This window comes from Pseudomonas sp. FG35, from assembly GCF_057809295.1.
The window spans coordinates 66,715-84,875 of sequence record NZ_JBMDJR010000019.1 but is presented as its reverse complement, the minus strand read 5'-3'; the positions used below and the strand labels follow the sequence as shown (position 1 = coordinate 84,875).

The following is an 18,161-nucleotide window of genomic DNA, read 5'->3' as shown; positions in this document are numbered from 1 at the left end:
GACACGCCAGCTTCAGGTGCTGGTGACCTTACGGTCGTGGAAGTTCGAGTCTTCTCCTGGGCACCAATTTCGAGTTTGAGACTAGATCAGTTTCAAGACTCACACAAAAACCCGCGAAAGCGGGTTTTTTGCATTCTGCGCCCCGGACTTTTTCTGAAATTGATTTATTAAAATCAAATCAGGGGTTTACAGATCAAAAGGCGCTCCGTATAGTGCGCCACATCAACAGCGGCAACGCTGAAGATGAAGCCCAGATGGTGAAATTGGTAGACACGCCAGCTTCAGGTGCTGGTGACCTTACGGTCGTGGAAGTTCGAGTCTTCTTCTGGGCACCAATTCAAATTCAAGGTCACGATCTTGAATCTCACAAAAACCCGCGAAAGCGGGTTTTTGCGTTTCCGGGGTTTGGAAAAGCTTGAGAGCCGACACCTGGCAAACACTACCTCTCCTCGCAAAGCGCACTTGAGAAACAATATCGTTTATCATTGTTGCAAGTTTTTGCAATGCGACAGTGAGGAACCCTGCGAATGATGTTTCGAAATACCCTGCGCCGCGGCTTGACCTTCACCCTGCTCGGCCTGGCACTCGCCACCCCCCTCACCCAGGCTGCCGACGCGGTTTCCCTGACGCTCTACAACGGTCAACACAAGGAAGTCGGCGACGCGATCGCCAAAGCCTTCGAAGCCAAGACCGGCATTCACGTCAACGTGCGCAAGGGCAGCAGCAATCAGCTGGCCAGCCAGATCATCGAAGAAGGCGACCGCTCCCCCGCCGACGTCATCTACACCGAAGAATCCCCGCCGCTGAACAACCTCGGCGAACAAGGCCTGCTGGCCAAGGCTGACGACGCGACCCTGGCCGTTCTGCCGAAAGAATACGTCGCCGGTAACGGCACTTGGATCGGAGTGACCGCCCGGGTTCGCGTGGTGGCCTTCAACCCGAAACTGATCGACGAAAAAGATTTGCCGAAATCGGTGCTGGATTTCGCCGATCCGCAGTGGCAAGGCAAGGTCGGCTTCGTCCCGACCAGCGGCGCATTCCAGGAACAGGCCGTGGCAATCATCAAAAAGCACGGCCGCGAAGCCGCCGAAGAATGGCTGACCGGCCTGCGCGCATTCGGCAAGACCTACAGCAACAACATGGTCGCCCTCAAGGCTGTGGAAAACGGCGAAGTCGCCACGGTGCTGGTAAACAACTATTACTGGTTCGCCCTGCAGCGAGAGAAAGGCAAGCTTGATTCCAAACTGCATTACTTCACCGGCGGCGATGTCGGTGGCCTGATCACCGTGTCCAGCGCAGCCGTGCTGAAATCCAGCAAACATCCAAAAGAAGCCCAGCAATTCCTCGCCTACATGGCCAGCGAAGAAGGTCAGCGTGTGATCACCCAGACCACCGCCGAGTACCCGCTGCACAAAGGCATGGAATCGGATCGCGGCCTCAAGCCATTCAGCGAACTGGAAGCACCGGATGTCACGCCGGCCGATCTCGGTAATGCCGAAGAAGCGCTGGAGCTGGAACGCGAAGTTGGCCTGAACTGATGACCGCATCGTTATCCGCCCCCGCTACACGCGGGGGTTACGTGCCACGGCGCAAGCGGCCGTCAATCTGGCTGGTGCTGCCGGTGTTGTTGCTGGTGGTCATGAGCCTGTTGCCGCTGGCCTATGTCGGGCTCAAAGCCTGGCAGGCCGGCTGGTCCGAGGCGCTGCACTTGCTGTGGCGCCCGTATGTGTTCAGCCTGCTGCGCAACACGCTGGCGCTGATGGTCGGCGTAACGGTAACTTGCGGCGTGATCGGTCTGTCGCTGGCCTGGTTGCTGGAGCGCAGCAATCTGCCGGGCCGACGACTGTGGGGCGTGATTCTTTGCCTGCCGTTCGCGGTGCCGGCATTCGTCAGCAGCTTCACCTGGGTTTCGCTCAGTGCGCAGTTCGAAGGCCTCGGCGGGGCAATCCTGGTGATGAGCCTGTCGAAATATCCGCTGATCTTTCTGCCGGTGGCCGCCACGCTGCGCAATCTTGATCCAGCCCTTGAAGAGTCGGCTCGCACCTTGGGACAGAATCGCTGGGGCGTGTTTTTCCGCGTCACCCTGCCCCTGCTCTGGCCTTCGCTTCTGGCCGGCTCATTGCTGATTGCATTGCACATGCTGGTGGAGTTCGGCGCACTGTCGATCATTGGCCTGCAAACTTTCACCACCGCGATCTATCAGCAATTCGAACTGGAATTCAGCAATGCCAACGCGGCAATGCTGTCGGCGGTATTGCTGGCGCTGTGCCTGATGCTGTTGTGGCTGGAGTTGCGCGTGCGCGGCAAGGGCCGTCATGTGCGCACTGGCCAGGGCGCGGCGCGTCGGGCCGAACAAGTGCGACTCGGGCCTTGGGCGATTGCCGGTCAGCTGTATTGCCTGATGCTGGCGATTGTCGGCAGCGGGATTCCGCTGGGCATGCTGGCTTACTGGCTTGCCGTGGGATCGTCAGCGGCATTCCCGATTGCGGCGATCACCGAAGCCTTGCTGTCGTCATTGGCGCTGTCGCTGGGTGGCGCGGGATTGTGCCTGGTGCTGGCGGTGCCGGTCGGGTTGCTGGTGGTGCGCTACAAAGGCCAACTGGCGATCTGGGCCGAGCGCCTGCCCTATCTGCTGCACGCCCTGCCGGGATTGGTGATCGCGCTGACGCTGGTGTATTTCGCCCTGCATTACGTGCCGGTGCTGTACCAGACCTCCGCGCTATTGCTGATCGCTTACGCGCTGCTGTTTCTGCCGCTGGCTCAAGCGCCGATCCGCACGGCGCTGAACAAGGCCGCACCGCAACTCGAAGAAGCCGCCCGCACGCTGGGTGCATCTTCGTTCACGGCGTTCTGCCGAGTGACCTTGCCGATCATCTTCCCGGCGCTGGGCGCAGCGTTTGCGCTGGTGTTTCTGGATGCCATGAAAGAACTGACGGCGACGCTGCTGCTGAGTCCGACGGGGCTCAACACATTGGCGACCGAAGTCTGGGCCCACACCGCGAATGTCGAGTTCGCAGCCGCAGCGCCTTATGCGGCGTTGTTGATTGTGGTGTCGGGATTGCCCGTCTACCTACTGACCACCCGGATGTATTTGAGCCGATAAAAAAATCGCAGCCGAGGCTGCGATTTTTTTGCCCGCGGTATCAGGCTCGGAACTGCCCCAGACTGGCCTTGAGCTGCGCCGCCAGACCATCCAGCACCTTGCCGCTGGCCGTGGTCTCGACCACGGCCTGAGCGGCTTTCTCGGCCTGGGCATGAATCGTTTCGACCCGCCCACGCACAGCCTGCGCGCCCTGCGCCTGATGCGCCGCTGCCTGAGTCGCCAGGCCAATCGCCGCATGCACCTGCTCGACCGACGCCTGCACCGATTGCTGCAACCGCGCACTGTCACGCAGCACCAGCAAACCTTCGCTGGCCTGGCGCCCGGCCTGGCCGATCGCCTCGACCGCTTCACGGGCGCCCTGCTGCAGGGCCACGATGTGCGCTTGAATGTCCCCGGTCGAGCTTTGGGTCTTGCTCGCCAGCGCCCGGACTTCATCCGCCACCACCGCAAACCCGCGACCGGTCTCGCCGGCCCGGGCCGCTTCGATGGCCGCGTTGAGCGCCAGCAGGTTGGTCTGCTCGGCGATGCCGTGAATCACCGTCAGCACCACTTCGATCTGCTCGCTCTGCTGCGCCAGCCGCTCGATGACTTTCGCCCCGGTATCGACCTGCCCCGCCAGCGCCTCGATCAGGCTGCCGACCTTGGCCGAGGTGCGAGTGTTCTCGTCGGTGGCCTGCCGAATATCCACCACCTGTTTCAACGCGGCCTGCATCGCATGGCTTTCCGATTGCGCTTCATCGGCCATTTGCGACAGGGCCCGCAGACTTTCGGCCACTTCATCACGCTGCATCCCGGCCGCCGCATCGGCACCGGCGTTGCGCAGGGTCATGGCGCCGATTTCCACACCGGTACGCTGAGCCACATCCCCGGCCTCGCGCACGATCGGCTGCAACTTGTCCACAAAGCGATTGACCGCCGAAGCCATGTCGCCGATCTCATCCTTGCTGTTGATCTGCACACGCTTGGTCAGATCGCCCTCGCCGGCGGCCAGATCATCCATGGCGGCGTTGAGCATTTTCAGGCGATTGACCACCCGATGACCGAGCACCACCGCCAGCAGCAACAACACCCCGGCACCGACCAGCGCCAGACCCATGCCGATGCGCCAGCGCAGGGTTGCTGCTGCGTCCTGTACGGTACTGGTGGTGTTGGCCTTCATTTCGGCGGCGGTGGACTGCGCCGATTGCAGGCGAGCCTGCATGGCGGTGGCGCTGTCGGCAGCGGCGCCCTTGAGGCTGTCACCGACCAGTTGATCGCTGCTGGCAATCAACGCCGTGAAGCGCTGATCGAGCGCCGCCAGATCGGTTTCAACCGAGGCGGTCGAGACGCCCATCAGCACTTTGCCGATTTCCACGCCATTGGGATTGATCGAAGCTTCAAGGTAGTAGACCGACGGATCGTTCTTCGCCGCATCCAGCACTTTATCCAGCGCCCGCTCGCCCTGACCCTTTTCCAAAAGAGCCTTGTTGATCGGGTTTTCGCGGTTGAGGTAGCGGGTCAGATGCTGGCCGGTGGCGTCGTCATACACCACGAACAGCACGTTGGGATTGCGCTGGGCCCGGCGGGCGAATTCGGACAGGGTCGGCACGTCGCTGTCCCACATGGCGCGAGGCGCCACCGAGGCCAGCAACTGGGCCATGTCATTGGCCGAATCCTTCAGGTCTTTTTCCAGAGTCGCACGCAGCTGCGCCTGCTCTTCCTTCAGACGCGAGGAAAGACCGGCGGTAAGACGCTGACGGGTACTTGAGGAGAGATTGTCGAGGCTCGACGTGACTTCACGCCCGGCCTGCTCCAGCTCACCGGACAACTTCTGGCTGTCGGCGCCCAGGCGAGTGCCGAGATCGGCTTCCAGCGCGGTGACGGTGCTCCGCGTCAGGGCGACGGCCACCAGCACTTGCACCAAAAGAGCGATACCAAGGGTAACGAACACGGGCCGCAACAGACGGCTTTGTAACAGTGAGAGAACGGCTGACACTTTGAATCCCTCTACGTCTGACGCCATTAATTTGATGGCACTCTTGTAGACAGAATCACAGCAAAGGTCATGCCGTCCAACAGGCATAAACGACAAAGGCCCCGATGAAGGGGCCTTTGTGTTTTTACATCAACGACTTATCAAGCGAACGGATGGCGCAGAACGATGGTTTCGTTGCGGTCCGGGCCCGTCGAAATAATGTCGATCGGCGCGCCGATCAACTCTTCAACGCGTTTGATGTAGGCACGAGCGTTAGCCGGCAGCTCTTCCAGGGTTTTGGCACCCACGGTCGATTCGGTCCAGCCTGGCACTTCTTCGTACACAGGCTGCAGGCCTACGTAGCTGTCAGCGTCAGTCGGGGCAACAGCGTTGCCTTGCGCGTCTTTGTAGCCGGTGCAGATGTTGATGGTTTCCAGGCCGTCGAGTACGTCCAGCTTGGTCAGGCAGATGCCCGAGATGCTGTTCACATCGATAGCGCGACGCAGGATAACGGCGTCGAACCAGCCGCAACGACGGGCACGGCCGGTAGTAGCACCGAACTCGTGACCTTGCTTGGCCAGGTGCGCGCCGACTTCGTCGAACAGCTCGGTCGGGAATGGACCCGAACCTACGCGAGTGGTGTAAGCCTTGGTGATGCCCAGGATGTAATCCAGGAACATCGGGCCAACGCCCGAACCGGTCGCCACGCCACCCGCGGTGGTGTTGGAGCTGGTCACGTACGGGTAGGTGCCGTGGTCGATGTCGAGCAACGAACCCTGGGCGCCTTCGAACATGATGTCTTTGCCGGCGCGACGCAGGTCGTGCAGCTCGGCAGTCACGTCCAGCATCAGCGGCTTGAGCAGCTCGGCGTATTCCTTGCACTCGGCCAGCGTCTTTTCGTACTCGATGGCAGGCTCTTTGTAGTAACCGACCAGCATGAAGTTGTGGTAGTCCACCAGTTCACGCAGCTTGTCTTCAAAGCGCGGCATGTTGAGCAGGTCGCCAACACGCAGGCCACGACGTGCAACCTTGTCTTCGTAAGCCGGGCCGATGCCGCGACCGGTCGTACCGATCTTCAGCTCGCCGCGGGCCTTTTCACGGGCCTGGTCCAGCGCCACGTGGAAGGACAGGATCAGCGGGCAGGAAGGGCTGATACGCAGGCGCTCGCGCACCGGTACGCCTTTCTCTTCCAGCTTGGTGATCTCGCGCAGCAGGGCGTCAGGTGCAACCACCACGCCGTTGCCGATCAGGCACTGCACGCCTTCGCGCAGCACGCCCGACGGGATCAGGTGCAAGACGGTTTTTTCACCATCGATCACCAGAGTGTGACCGGCGTTGTGGCCACCCTGGTAGCGCACTACGGCGGCAGCATGTTCGGTCAGCAGATCAACGATCTTGCCTTTGCCCTCATCACCCCATTGGGTGCCCAGGACTACGACATTCTTACCCATAACACTTGTCCTCATTCGCGCAAACTTGGTGCCGGCGTCAGCCGGCAGGAAAACTCAAGAAGCCAGTGGCGATACTTGCCAAAGCCCGTTCTGCTGGATCAATTGCCGGTCGCAGTCCGCATCACGGGCGGCGGCCAAAGGTTGTCCAGGCAATGCCTGAACGACACGCTGACCCTCACTGCGCAACTGGCAAACCTGCTGCCAGAGTGCCGCATCCGTACTGTCAGGCATCCAGATACCGCCAGACGGTAGCTCGATCTCAGCACGCCCCAGGGTCACCAGGGTTTTCAAATCGGTGGAGAAGCCGGTGGCCGGACGGGCGCGACCGAAGTCGGCGCCGATGTCGTCGTAGCGACCGCCCTGGGCGATGGACTGGCCAACACCCGGCACGAACACCGCGAACACCACACCGGTGTGGTAGTGATAACCGCGCAGCTCGCCGAGGTCGAAGTACAGCGGCAGCTCCGGGAAACGCACCGACAGACGCTCGGCGATCGCCAGCAAATCTTCCAGCGCCGCCAGTACTGGCGCCGGCGCATTGGCCAGACGCTCGCGGGCAGCACTCAGTACTTCACGGCCGCCGCACAGGTCGACCAGCGCGCGTAACATGCCGGACAGATCGGCCGGCAGGCCTTCGGTCAAGGTAATGACCTCGTCGATGGCCTTGCGTTGCAACGCATCGAACAACTGCTGCTCGACTTCACCCGACAGACCGGCCGCCTGGGCCAGACCGCGGTAGATGCCGACATGCCCGAGGTCCATGTGCACGTCCGGCACATCGGCCAGTTGCAGCATGGCCAGCATCAGGCTGATGACTTCGACGTCGCTGCTCGGGCTGGCATCGCCGTACAACTCGGCGCCCAACTGGATCGGGCTGCGCGAGGACGACAAGGCACGCGGCTGGGCATGCAGCACGCTGCCGGCGTAGCAAAGACGGCTCGGGCCTTCGCGACGCAGGGTGTGCGCATCGATGCGCGCCACTTGCGGCGTGATGTCGGCACGGAAACCCATCTGCCGGCCCGATTGCGGGTCGATGACCTTGAAGGTACGCAGATCCAGGTCCTGGCCCGCGCCGGTCAGCAGGGATTCCAGGTACTCGATATGGGGAGTCACGACGAACTCGTAACCCCAGCTCTGGAACAGATCCAACACCTGACGACGCGCGACTTCAATGCGCGCCGCTTCCGGTGGCAGTACTTCTTCGATGCCATCTGGCAGCAGCCAGCGGTCTACCGTTGCCATTACGCCATTCCCCTTAGATCCGGGCGGCCAGCCCGAGGGCGAGCCTTGAGTGAAGCAGAAAATGACCGGCCCGTTCAAAACGCACGCGCATGAACGACGCGGCGAAAGGCCTGTTACCGGCTTCGCCCATCACTTTCCTCGAAAAACTGTCGGGCCATTCAACCCGATCTTCTGCAACAAAAACAGCAATCAAACGTGCAGACGCAAAAAAGCCGGGAATTTCCCGGCTGCCGCATCATACACACGTTTTCCCAAAGGATCACCCCGCCCGAGGTTTTAGCCGCCGGGCGGAATGATTCAGGTCAACGTCGTATCAAGGCTTGGACTTTTCCAGGTAACGGAAGAAGTCGCTGCTTGGGTCGAGGACCAGGACGTCGGATTTGTTCGCAAAGCTTTCACGGTAGGCACGCAGGCTACGGTAGAAACCGTAGAACTCCTGATCCTGACCGTAGGCCTTGGAGTAGATCGCAGCGGCCTGGGCATCACCGTCACCGCGAATCTCTTCGGATTCACGATAGGCTTCAGCCAGCAGCACACGGCGTTGACGATCGGCGTCGGCACGGATGCCTTCGGCCAGCTCGTTACCCTTGGCGCGGTGCTCGCGAGCTTCACGCTCACGCTCGGTGCTCATGCGCTCGAACACGCTGCGGTTCACTTCTTTCGGCAGATCGATGGCCTTGACCCGGACATCGACCACTTCGATACCCAGCTCTTTTTCCGCCATCTTGTTCAGCGACGCGGTGATATCGGCCATCAGCGCATCGCGCTCACCCGACACCACTTCGTGCAGGGTGCGCTTACCGAACTGGTCACGCAGACCCGATTCCAGACGACGGGACAGACGCTCGTCGGCGATCTGCTTGAGGCCGGACGTTGCGGTGTAGAAGCGCTCGGCATCCTTCACGCGCCACTTGGCGTAGGCATCGACCATCACGGCTTTCTTTTCCAGCGTCAGGAAGCGTTGCGTCGGCGCATCCAGCGTCATCAGACGTGCGTCGAATTTACGCACCTGGTTAACGTAAGGCACCTTCACATGCAGACCCGGCTGAACGTCAGCCTGAACCACGCGACCGAATTGCAGCAACACCGCGCGCTCGGTCTGAGCGACGATGTAGAAGCAGTTCCAGCCAACCAGTACCACAACAACGCCAACGATCAGGGCGATCAGCGATTTATTGCTCATCAGCGGGTCTCCCTTGTACGCGACTGTGGCAGGTCAGTGACATGCGGCGTAGCGTCCGTGTTGTTGCTGGCGGCAGCCGAACCGGTGACCGGTGCATTGCTGCCCGAACTGTTCTGAATCATCTTGTCCAGCGGCAGGTAAAGCAGGTTGCTCTGGCCGTTCTTGTTGCCGGTCACGAGTACCTTGCTGGTGCTGCTGAAGACTTCCTGCATGGTGTCCAGGTACAGACGCTGACGAGTGACCTCGGGCGCCTTGCGATACTCGGCAACCAGTTTGGTGAAGCGATCCGCCTCACCCTTGGCGCGCGAGACCGTTTCGTCACGGTAACCGTTGGCATCTTCGAGGATACGCTGGGCCTGACCACGGGCTTCCGGCACCACGCCGTTGGCGTAGGTTTCAGCCTGGTTGCGCGAACGCTGCTCGTCTTCACGGGCGCGGATCACGTCATCGAAGGCTTCCTGCACTTCACGCGGTGCCGCTGCGCTCTGTACGTTGACCTGGGTGACCGTGATACCGGTGCGATAGGTATCGAGGAAGCGCTGCAGGCGCTCCTTGATCTCGCTGGCCATCAGCTCACGACCTTCGGTCAGCACCTGGTCCATCGCGGTGGAGCCCACCACATGGCGCAGCGCACTGTCGGTCGCATGTTGCAGGCTGATTTCCGGCTGGTCGACGTTCAGCACGAAGTCCTGCAGGTTGCTGATCTTGTACTGCACGGTCAGCGGCACTTCGACGATGTTCTCGTCTTCGGTCAGCATCTGGCCCTGCTTGGTGTAGGCACGCTCACGCGTGACGTTCTCCATGTACTTCTTGTCGATCGGCGGGAAGTAGATGTTCAGGCCGGGACCGACAGTCTCGTAGTACTTGCCGAAGCGCAGCACCACGGCTTGCTCCTGCTCGTCCACGACATACACCGCGCTGTACAGCCAGACGGCCGCCAGCACGACAAGGCCGATGCCGAGCAGGCCGCCGAAGCCGCCGCTCTTGCCCGAGCCACCACCGTCATCACCGCGTTTTTTTCCACCACCGAACAACCCGTTCAGGCTTTCCTGCAGCTTTCGGAAGGCCTCGTCGAGATCCGGCGGTCCCTTGCGGTCGCCGTTGTTGCGACGCTTGCCACCCCAAGGATCCTGATTGTTCGAGTTGCCACCCGGCTCATTCCAAGCCATAGCGCTCTCCATCTGATAAAGCAAAGACGCACCCACGGCGCGCCGACCAATGCTACAGAATGCCTGCCGTTGCGGCACAACCGCTTTGTCAGGCTTTTATTGCAAAGTGTGTTGCTCGATGAACTCCGTCGGCACAACGCCTTCACGACTCACCAGTCGATTGAGCTCCGAGCGTGGCAATCGAACGGCCAGCAAGCTGACCCCTTCTTCATCGTGTTCTTCTTTCTGTACCGCGCCCAGTTCGAAGAACTGCGCACGCAGACGCGCGAACCGTTGAGGCAAGCGCAAGGTCCCCACGAACAGGTCGCTGCCCAACAACTCGGCAATCGCCTGCTCGAGCAATTCCAGACCGGTGCCATCACGCGCCGACAGCCAGACCCGCTGGGGCTTGCCGTTTTCATCGCGCTGGATTTGTGGCTCAACGCCTTCAAGCAAATCGAGTTTGTTATAGACCTCGAGGATCGGCAAGTCCTGGGCACCGATCTCGCCCAGCACCACCATCACCTGCTCGATCTGCAACATGCGATCCGGTTCGGCCGCATCGATCACGTGCAACAGCAGGTCGGAGTTGCTCGACTCTTCGAGCGTAGACCGAAATGCCTCGACCAGTTTGTGCGGCAAGTGGCGGATGAAGCCCACGGTGTCGGCCAGGACAATCGGCCCCAGGTCGTCCAGATCCAGACGGCGCAGGGTCGGGTCGAGCGTGGCGAACAGCTGGTCAGCCGCGTACACCTCGGACTTGGTCACGTTATTGAACAGTGTGGACTTGCCGGCGTTGGTGTATCCCACCAGAGACACGGTAGGGATATCCGCGCGCGAGCGGCCGCGCCGCGACTGCTCGCGCTGGCTGCGCACTTTTTCCAGCCGGCCCTTGATCTGACGCAGGCGAACCCGCAGCAGTCGTCGGTCGGTTTCGAGCTGGGTTTCACCCGGGCCGCGCATGCCGATACCGCCACCCTGACGCTCAAGGTGAGTCCAGCCGCGAACCAGCCGGGTGCTCATGTGGTCAAGCTGAGCCAGTTCGACCTGGAGCTTGCCCTCATGGGTACGGGCGCGTTGGGCGAAAATATCGAGAATCAGACCGGTACGGTCGATCACGCGACACTCGAAAACACGTTCGAGGTTACGTTCCTGACTGGGCGTAAGGGTGTGATTGAAGATGACCAGATCGGCTTCTTCGGCGTGGACCAGGTCGCGCAGTTCCTCGACCTTGCCGCTGCCAATCAGGTATTTGGCGGTTGGCCGATGACGCGGCACGTTAAAAAACGCAACGGTCTCGGCGCCAGCCGAATTTGCCAGTTCCTGAAACTCCTGCGGATCTTCGCGCGCCTCAGGGTCCTGTCCATCCAAGTGAACGAGGATGACTCGTTCACCACCACCGTGGCGCTCAAAGAACAAAGGAGACTCCTATCAGGCGTTACCTGGCTCAGCGTCACCTGCTTCGGATTCGGTTGCGCTTGGCAGACGAATTGGACGAACCGGCACGACTGTAGAGATAGCGTGTTTGTAAACCATCTGGCTGACGGTGTTCTTCAGCAGGATAACGAACTGGTCGAACGATTCGATCGTGCCTTGCAGTTTGATCCCGTTCACCAGGTAGATGGAAACCCCCACTTTCTCTTTACGTAAAGTATTCAAGTAAGGGTCTTGTAGCGAATGCCCTTTTGACATGTGCCGCACTCCTTTAAGGATTCAATATAAAAAATAGGTAAACAGATGGCTTTTGCCGCCACACCCCCAAGGATAGACGGCAATTGCAAGGACTCAGCTCAATATGGAGATCGTCCCAAGGTATTTCAAGGCGCGTGGCAGATTGTCGCAATCCAGACTGTCGAGCCAGTGTAAATCTTTCCAGCTGCGCAGCCAGGTGAACTGGCGTTTGGCCAATTGGCGCGTGGCGATGATGCCCCGTTCCTGCATCTCGGCCGACGTCAGCTTGCCATCCAGGAAGTCCCAGACCTGGCGGTAGCCTACCGCACGTATAGACGGCAACCCGGCATGCAGGTCACTTCTATTACGCAGGGCTACGACCTCGTCGATGAATCCCTGTTCCAGCATATTTGTGAATCTTTGTTTAATGCGCTCGTGCAGTACCTGCCGATTAGTTGGAGCAATCGCCAGGTTCGCGACAGTATAGGGCAATTGTTGCAGTCCCGATGCGGCCGCTTCGGTACTTTGTACAGATTGTTTCAGCCGCAGTTCAGTCATGCTTTGACCGCTGACCCGGTAAACTTCCAGCGCACGACTCAGTCGTTGCGGATCGTTCGGATGGATGCGCGCCGCCGATTCCGGATCGATTGCTGCCAGTTGATCGTGCAGGGCCTGCCAGCCAAGGCGTGCAGCCTCTTCTTCGATCTGCGCACGAACTTCGGGATCGGCCGCCGGCATATCGGCCAGACCTTCGATCAAAGCCTTGTAATAGAGCATCGTGCCGCCCACCAGCAGTGGAATTTTTCCACGTGCGGTGATCTCGGCCATGGCCTCCAGCGCATCACGGCGGAAATCCGCTGCCGAATACGCTTCGGCCGGGTCGAGAATGTCGATCAAGCGGTGGGGAAATTCGGCCAGCAGCTCTTTGGAAGGCTTGGCGGTACCGATGTCCATGCCGCGATAGACCAGCGCCGAATCGACGCTGATCAGCTCACACGGCAGCACCTTGGTCAGCTCCATGGCCAGGTCGGTCTTGCCCGCAGCGGTCGGGCCCATCAGGAAAATCGCTGGAGGAAGCTGGCTCATCAACGACCGCGCAGGAACAGTTTGTCCAGATCGTCCAGGCCCAACTGGGTCCAGGTCGGTCGGCCATGGTTGCATTGACCGCTGCGCTCGGTGTTTTCCATGTCACGCAGCAGGCCGTTCATTTCCGGCAGGGCCAGGCGCCGGTTGGCGCGGATCGCGCCGTGGCAGGCCATGGTGCCGAGCAGTTCGTTCAGATGCGCCTGGATCCGGTCGCTAGTGCCGTATTCCATCAAGTCCGACAGAACATCGCCCACCAGACGGTTAGCTTCGGCCTGCTTGAGCAAGGCCGGGATCTGCCGGATGGCCAGGGTTTCCGGTCCAAGGCGCTGCAATTCGAAACCGAGACGCTGGAACCACGCCGCATGCTCTTCGGCGCAATCGGCCTCGCGTTGACTGACCGCCAGCGATTCCGGCACCAGCAGCGGCTGGCCACTCAGGCCTTCGCTGGCCATGGCAATTTTCAGGCGCTCATACATGATCCGCTCGTGAGCGGCGTGCATGTCCACCAAAACCAGGCCCTGGGCGTTCTCGGACAGAATATAGATGCCCTTGAGCTGCGCCAGCGCATAGCCCAGCGGCGGAATGTCTTCCTGACCGGCCGGCAGCGCATTGGCGTTGGCCTCGGGCAGCGGCGCAAAAAACTCGCGGTATGCGGCCTGAGCCTCGGCAACCGGCACGGTCGATTGCGGACGCGGCGTGTATTGATACTGATAAGCGCCGCCAGCGCTGGCGCCCGAAGCTGTATTGAACGCCGGTTGCGCCTGCGGTTGCTCCAGCAGCGCGTTGGCGGCCAGACGCATTTCGCCCTGCGGCCCGAACTCACCGGCTTCAAGGCCGGTTGGCCGGACGATCGCGGTGGTGACCGAACCGGCAAGCTGATCTTCCGGCCGCACATCGCCGAGGGCACGGTGCAAGGTGCCATACAGGAAGTCATGCACCATGCGCCCATCGCGGAAGCGCACTTCGTGTTTGGTCGGGTGCACGTTGACGTCGACCGCTGCCGGGTCGACCTCGAAAAACAGCGCGAACGTCGGATGCCGGCCATTGAACAGCACATCGCGATAAGCCTGACGCACCGCGTGAGCCACCAGTTTGTCACGCACCGCACGGCCGTTGACGAAGAAATACTGCAAGTCCGCCTGACTACGGTTGAAGGTCGGCAGACCGACCCAGCCCCACAAATGCAGGCCATTGCGTTCGATCTCGATCGGCAACGCCTGCTCAAGGAAACCCGAACCGCAGATCGCCGCCACACGCCGGGCGCGGGCCGCATCATCGTGAGCTTCATGCAGGCTGAGGATGGTCTTGCCGTTGTGACGCAAATGGAACGCCACGTCGAAACGCGCCAGCGCCAGACGCTTGATCACCTCTTGCAGGTGATCGAATTCGGTTTTTTCGGTCTTGAGGAATTTGCGTCGCGCCGGGGTGTTGAAGAACAGGTCACGGACTTCCACCGAGGTGCCGACCGGGTGCGCCGCCGGCTGCACGCGGGGTGCCATGTCGCGGCCTTCGGTTTCGACCTGCCAGGCCTGATCGGCATCGCGGGTGCGCGAGGTCAGAGTCAGGCGTGCCACGGAACTGATCGATGCCAAAGCCTCGCCCCGGAAGCCCAGGCTCATCACCTGCTCGAGGTCTTCCAGGTTGCGGATCTTGCTCGTGGCGTGACGGGCCAGGGCCAACGGCAGGTCATCGGCGGAAATGCCGCTGCCGTCGTCGCGCACTCGCAGCAGCTTGACGCCGCCCTGCTCGACATCGACGTCGATACGTTTGGCGCCGGAGTCGAGGCTGTTTTCCAGCAGCTCCTTGATCACCGAGGCAGGCCGTTCGACCACCTCACCGGCGGCGATCTGGTTCGCCAGCCGCGGGCTGAGCAGTTCGATGCGGGCAGCGTTCAGGACCTGATTCATTCTTTGGACGCCAGTTCGGTGCCAGGAATGGTCAGGTGCTGACCGACTTTCAGATCATCGCTTTTCAGATTGTTGGCGCTGCGCAGCGTGGCCGGCGAAATCTGATAACGCACGGCAATCATTGCCACGGTCTCACCCGGACCTACCCGGTGGTCACGCGGCCCTTGAGCGATCTTGCCCGAATCGCGCAGCCAGGCAATGTAAGTGCCCGGTGGCGGATTCTGCTGGAAGAACTGGCGCACGCCGCTGCTGATCGAACGCGCCAGCGCCTGCTGGTGGCTCGCTGCCGAAAGCTTGTTCGCTTCGTTGGCGTTGGAGATGAAGCCGGTTTCCACCAGGATCGACGGGATGTCAGGCGATTTCAGCACCATGAACCCGGCCTGTTCCACGCGCTGTTTGTGCAGCGGGGTGACCCGGCCAATGTTGGTCAGGACTTTCTGGCCGACGTTGAGGCTGGAGGTCAGCGAGGCGGTCATCGACAGGTCGAGCAGAACACCGGCCAGCATCCGGTCCTTGTCATCGAGACTGACGTTGCCGGCACCGCCGATCAGGTCGGAACGGTTTTCGCTGTCGGCCAGCCAACGGGCGGTTTCCGAAGTGGCACCACGGTCGGACAGGGCGAACACCGACGCACCGAACGCGGCCGCTGACGGCGCGGCGTCGGCGTGGATCGAGACGAACAGGTCGGCGCCCTTCTTGCGAGCAATCTCGGTACGGCCGCGCAGCGGGATGAAATAGTCACCGGTACGGGTCAGTTCGGCGCGGAAGCCTTTCATGCCGTTGACCTGACGCTGCAACTCACGGGCGATCTGCAGTACCACGTCTTTTTCGCGCTGACCGCGCGAGCCCGATGCACCCGGGTCTTCGCCACCGTGGCCGGCGTCGATGACCACGATGATGTCGCGTTTGCCGGCCGGGGCTGGTGGCAGTTTGATCGCAGGCTCGGCCGGCGTCACCGGCACCGCAGGAACGGTCGCAACCGTTGGGGTCGACGCAGGCGTAGGCGCTGGTGCGGCGTCAGCCGGGTTATCGAACAGGTCGACCACCAGACGGTTGCCATATTGCGCATTCGGCGCCAGCGAGAAGCTTTTCGGGGTGACGGCTTTTTTCAGGTCGATGACCACCCGCAGGTCGGTCGGCGTGCGCTGGGCCGAACGCATCGCAGTGATCGGCGTGTTGGCGGTCTGCACATTCAGCGGCGCGCCGAGGGTGGCGCCGTTGATATCGATCACCAGACGATCCGGCGCGGTCAGCGTGAAGACGCTGTGCTGCACCGGGCCTGTCAGGTCGAACACCAGTCGCGTGTTGTCCGGCGCCCGCCACAGGCGCACGCTGTTGACCTTCGTCTCGGCCACAGCGTTGACGGTTACTGCCATCAACATCAGTCCAGCGGCAGCCACCAACGCGCGAAAGCGCATACCTAACCCCATCATTCAATTGGTTTCCAATGCCAAAGCGGCACACCAGGCCTCGCCGCGCGAGCCCTGGGATAAAATGGTCAGCGAACGTCCGCTGTCTTGCGGGCTAATGGTAATGGTCAGGTCAGGCTTTGGCAAAAAGCCTGCACCTTTATCGGGCCATTCGATCAGGCACAGGGCGTCGTCTTCGAAATAGTCGCGAATCCCGAGAAACTCCAGCTCTTCCGGATCGACCAAGCGATACAGGTCAAAGTGAAACGCCCGGACGTCACCGATCTCGTAGGGCTCGACCAACGTGAAGGTCGGACTTTTCACCGCCCCGACGTGCCCCAGGCCGCGAATGATGCCCCGCGACAGCGTGGTTTTACCCATCCCTAGGTTGCCTTCGAGAAAGATCAGGCCATGGCCCTGGGTGATACGGGCGATGCGTGCGCCAAAGTCGCTCATGGCCTGTTCATCGGCCAGGTACAGGGTTACTTCAGACACGGTGCATGCTCCTCCAACAACTGACGAATGGCTGGAATCAGATCACTGGCCGCCAGCCCACGGCCGAATTTACCTTGTTGCGCCCCGGCGCTGGCGTGCAGCCAGACCGCCAGACACGCGGCATCGAAACCGTCCATGCCCTGGGCCAGCAGCGCGCCGATCAGGCCCGCCAGCACATCGCCGAGCCCGGCAGTGGCCATGGCCGGATGGCCTTGATGACAAAGCGCCAGACGACCATCGGGATGAGCAATCAGACTGCCCGCGCCCTTGAGCACCACCACCGCTGTATATTTTTTGCTCAACGCCAGCGCCGCCGCGGGACGATCAGCCTGCACTTCGGCGGTACTGATCCCCAATAAACGCGCTGCTTCCCCCGGATGCGGCGTGATCACGCAATCCTTGGGCAAACTGACAAAACCGCGGGCCAGCAGGTTCAGCGCATCGGCATCCCACACCTGCGGCAGCGAGGCATTGGCAGCGGCCGACAACAGCGCCCTTCCCCAAGCGGCCTGCCCCAGTCCCGGCCCGACCACCAGCACCGACACCTTTTCCAGCAGCCCCATCAACTGATTGGCCGAAGAAGTACCCAGCACCATGGCTTCCGGCACCCGGCTCAACGCCGCTGGCACATGTTCCGGGCGGGTCGCCAGCGACACCATCCCGGCGCCGTTGCGCAAGGCACTTTCGGTGCTGAGCAGAATCGCTCCGCCAAAACCGTAATCGCCGCCGATCAGCAGCACATGGCCGAAACGCCCCTTGTGCGCCGCCGGCGCGCGGGCCGCCAGACGCGGCAGGTTAATCGCGCTGAGCCGTTGAGCGGCGGCAGGAATGTCACTGAAGTTTTCGGCCGTGGCCTGCAGATCGTTAAACCGCAGTTCGCCGACGTGATCCGCCGCCGCACCCGTGAACAGCCCGAGTTTCAGCCCGATAAAAGTCACGGTGAGGTCGGCGTGCACTGCATCACCCAGCGCATGACCGGTATCGGCGCACAACCCGGAAGGAATATCGACCGCCACCACCGGCAGTCCGCTGGCATTGATCGCCGCAATCGCAGCGGCGTAAGGCTCACGCACTTCGCCGTTCAGGCCGGTGCCGAGCAACGCGTCAACGACGATGCCGCGCAACTCGCAGGACAGATCCCATGCTGCAATCGAGACACCCTCGGCCACGGCTTCGGCGTGCGCCACGGCAGCATCGCCCTTTAAACGCTGCGGCTCACCGACAGCCAGCACCTGAACCTGCCAACCCGCCCGGTGGGCCAGCGCCGCCACCAGATAACCATCGCCGGCGTTGTTGCCGTGCCCTGCGAACACCGTCATTTCATTCGAGGCCGGCCATTGGCGCACCAGCGCGCGCCATGTGGCATGGGCGGCACGCTGCATCAATTCGAAGCCCGGCGTGCCCCCGGCGATCAGCCGTGCATCGAGTTCGCGCACCTGCGCGGCACGGTACAGTGCGTCGGGTAATTGATCTTTAGTGTGCGGCATGCGTCTTCGGGCTCCGATGTCTGGC

The 18,161-nt window shown here is 61.5% G+C and carries 14 protein-coding genes and 1 tRNA gene; 3 read left to right on the top strand and 12 right to left on the bottom strand.

Annotated elements, in window-relative coordinates:
- The first annotated feature begins 248 nt into the window (after positions 1-248).
- The 3 genes from ACODTD_RS26370 (at position 249) to ACODTD_RS26360 (ending at position 3,103) form a co-directional block, all read left to right on the top strand.
- Positions 249-335: transfer RNA gene (locus ACODTD_RS26370), tRNA-Leu, on the top strand.
- Positions 336-527: 192 nt separating this feature from the next.
- The gene (locus tag ACODTD_RS26365) at positions 528-1,538 is read left to right on the top strand and encodes an extracellular solute-binding protein (protein ID WP_064379104.1); all 1,011 of its coding nucleotides are present in this window, start codon (positions 528-530) and stop codon (positions 1,536-1,538) included.
- The gene (locus tag ACODTD_RS26360; protein WP_489105365.1) at positions 1,538-3,103 is read left to right on the top strand and encodes an ABC transporter permease; all 1,566 of its coding nucleotides are present in this window, start codon (positions 1,538-1,540) and stop codon (positions 3,101-3,103) included. Before ACODTD_RS26365 ends, ACODTD_RS26360 begins: the two co-directional genes overlap by 1 nt.
- A 40-nt stretch (positions 3,104-3,143) precedes the next feature.
- Here the strand turns inward: ACODTD_RS26360 and ACODTD_RS26355 are convergent, their stop codons facing one another.
- The 12 genes from ACODTD_RS26355 to ACODTD_RS26300 all read right to left on the bottom strand — a co-directional run bounded on the left by ACODTD_RS26355 (position 3,144) and on the right by ACODTD_RS26300 (position 18,136).
- Positions 3,144-5,078 carry a methyl-accepting chemotaxis protein gene (locus ACODTD_RS26355; RefSeq protein ID WP_039766777.1) on the bottom strand — a complete coding sequence of 645 codons (1,935 nt, stop codon included), beginning with the start codon at positions 5,076-5,078 and terminating at the stop codon, positions 3,144-3,146.
- A 140-nt stretch (positions 5,079-5,218) separates the two neighbouring features.
- Entirely contained in the window at positions 5,219-6,508 is a 1,290-nt protein-coding gene (locus tag ACODTD_RS26350; protein ID WP_007950715.1) for an adenylosuccinate synthase, read from the bottom strand.
- Positions 6,509-6,562: 54 nt separating this feature from the next.
- Positions 6,563-7,750 (bottom strand): ATP phosphoribosyltransferase regulatory subunit, encoded by a 1,188-nt coding sequence (locus tag ACODTD_RS26345; protein ID WP_011332186.1) that lies wholly within the window; start codon positions 7,748-7,750, stop codon positions 6,563-6,565.
- Between the two features lie 313 nt (positions 7,751-8,063).
- Entirely contained in the window at positions 8,064-8,933 is an 870-nt protein-coding gene (hflC, locus tag ACODTD_RS26340) for a protease modulator HflC (RefSeq protein WP_007950723.1), read from the bottom strand.
- On the bottom strand, positions 8,933-10,102 hold the full coding sequence (gene hflK, locus ACODTD_RS26335) for an FtsH protease activity modulator HflK (RefSeq protein WP_011332185.1): 1,170 nt from the start codon (positions 10,100-10,102) through the stop codon (positions 8,933-8,935). Before hflK ends, hflC begins: the two co-directional genes overlap by 1 nt.
- Before the next feature lie 96 nt (positions 10,103-10,198).
- On the bottom strand, positions 10,199-11,500 hold the full coding sequence (gene hflX / locus ACODTD_RS26330) for a ribosome rescue GTPase HflX (protein ID WP_085685167.1): 1,302 nt from the start codon (positions 11,498-11,500) through the stop codon (positions 10,199-10,201).
- Between the two features lie 12 nt (positions 11,501-11,512).
- On the bottom strand, positions 11,513-11,773 hold the full coding sequence (gene hfq / locus ACODTD_RS26325) for an RNA chaperone Hfq (RefSeq protein WP_007902656.1): 261 nt from the start codon (positions 11,771-11,773) through the stop codon (positions 11,513-11,515).
- Positions 11,774-11,866: 93 nt separating this feature from the next.
- The gene (miaA, locus tag ACODTD_RS26320) at positions 11,867-12,838 is read right to left on the bottom strand and encodes a tRNA (adenosine(37)-N6)-dimethylallyltransferase MiaA (protein WP_489105364.1); all 972 of its coding nucleotides are present in this window, start codon (positions 12,836-12,838) and stop codon (positions 11,867-11,869) included.
- On the bottom strand, positions 12,838-14,745 hold the full coding sequence (gene mutL / locus ACODTD_RS26315) for a DNA mismatch repair endonuclease MutL (protein WP_011332182.1): 1,908 nt from the start codon (positions 14,743-14,745) through the stop codon (positions 12,838-12,840). The genes miaA and mutL overlap by 1 nt, the downstream gene beginning before the upstream one ends.
- Positions 14,742-16,127 carry an N-acetylmuramoyl-L-alanine amidase gene (locus ACODTD_RS26310; protein ID WP_373423135.1) on the bottom strand — a complete coding sequence of 462 codons (1,386 nt, stop codon included), beginning with the start codon at positions 16,125-16,127 and terminating at the stop codon, positions 14,742-14,744. Before ACODTD_RS26310 ends, mutL begins: the two co-directional genes overlap by 4 nt.
- A 51-nt stretch (positions 16,128-16,178) precedes the next feature.
- Complete coding sequence (tsaE, locus tag ACODTD_RS26305; protein WP_007950729.1) at positions 16,179-16,649, bottom strand: tRNA (adenosine(37)-N6)-threonylcarbamoyltransferase complex ATPase subunit type 1 TsaE; 471 nt, start codon at positions 16,647-16,649, stop codon at positions 16,179-16,181.
- Positions 16,637-18,136 carry an NAD(P)H-hydrate dehydratase gene (locus ACODTD_RS26300; RefSeq protein ID WP_489105363.1) on the bottom strand — a complete coding sequence of 500 codons (1,500 nt, stop codon included), beginning with the start codon at positions 18,134-18,136 and terminating at the stop codon, positions 16,637-16,639. The genes tsaE and ACODTD_RS26300 overlap by 13 nt, the downstream gene beginning before the upstream one ends.
- Positions 18,137-18,161: the final 25 nt, after the last annotated feature.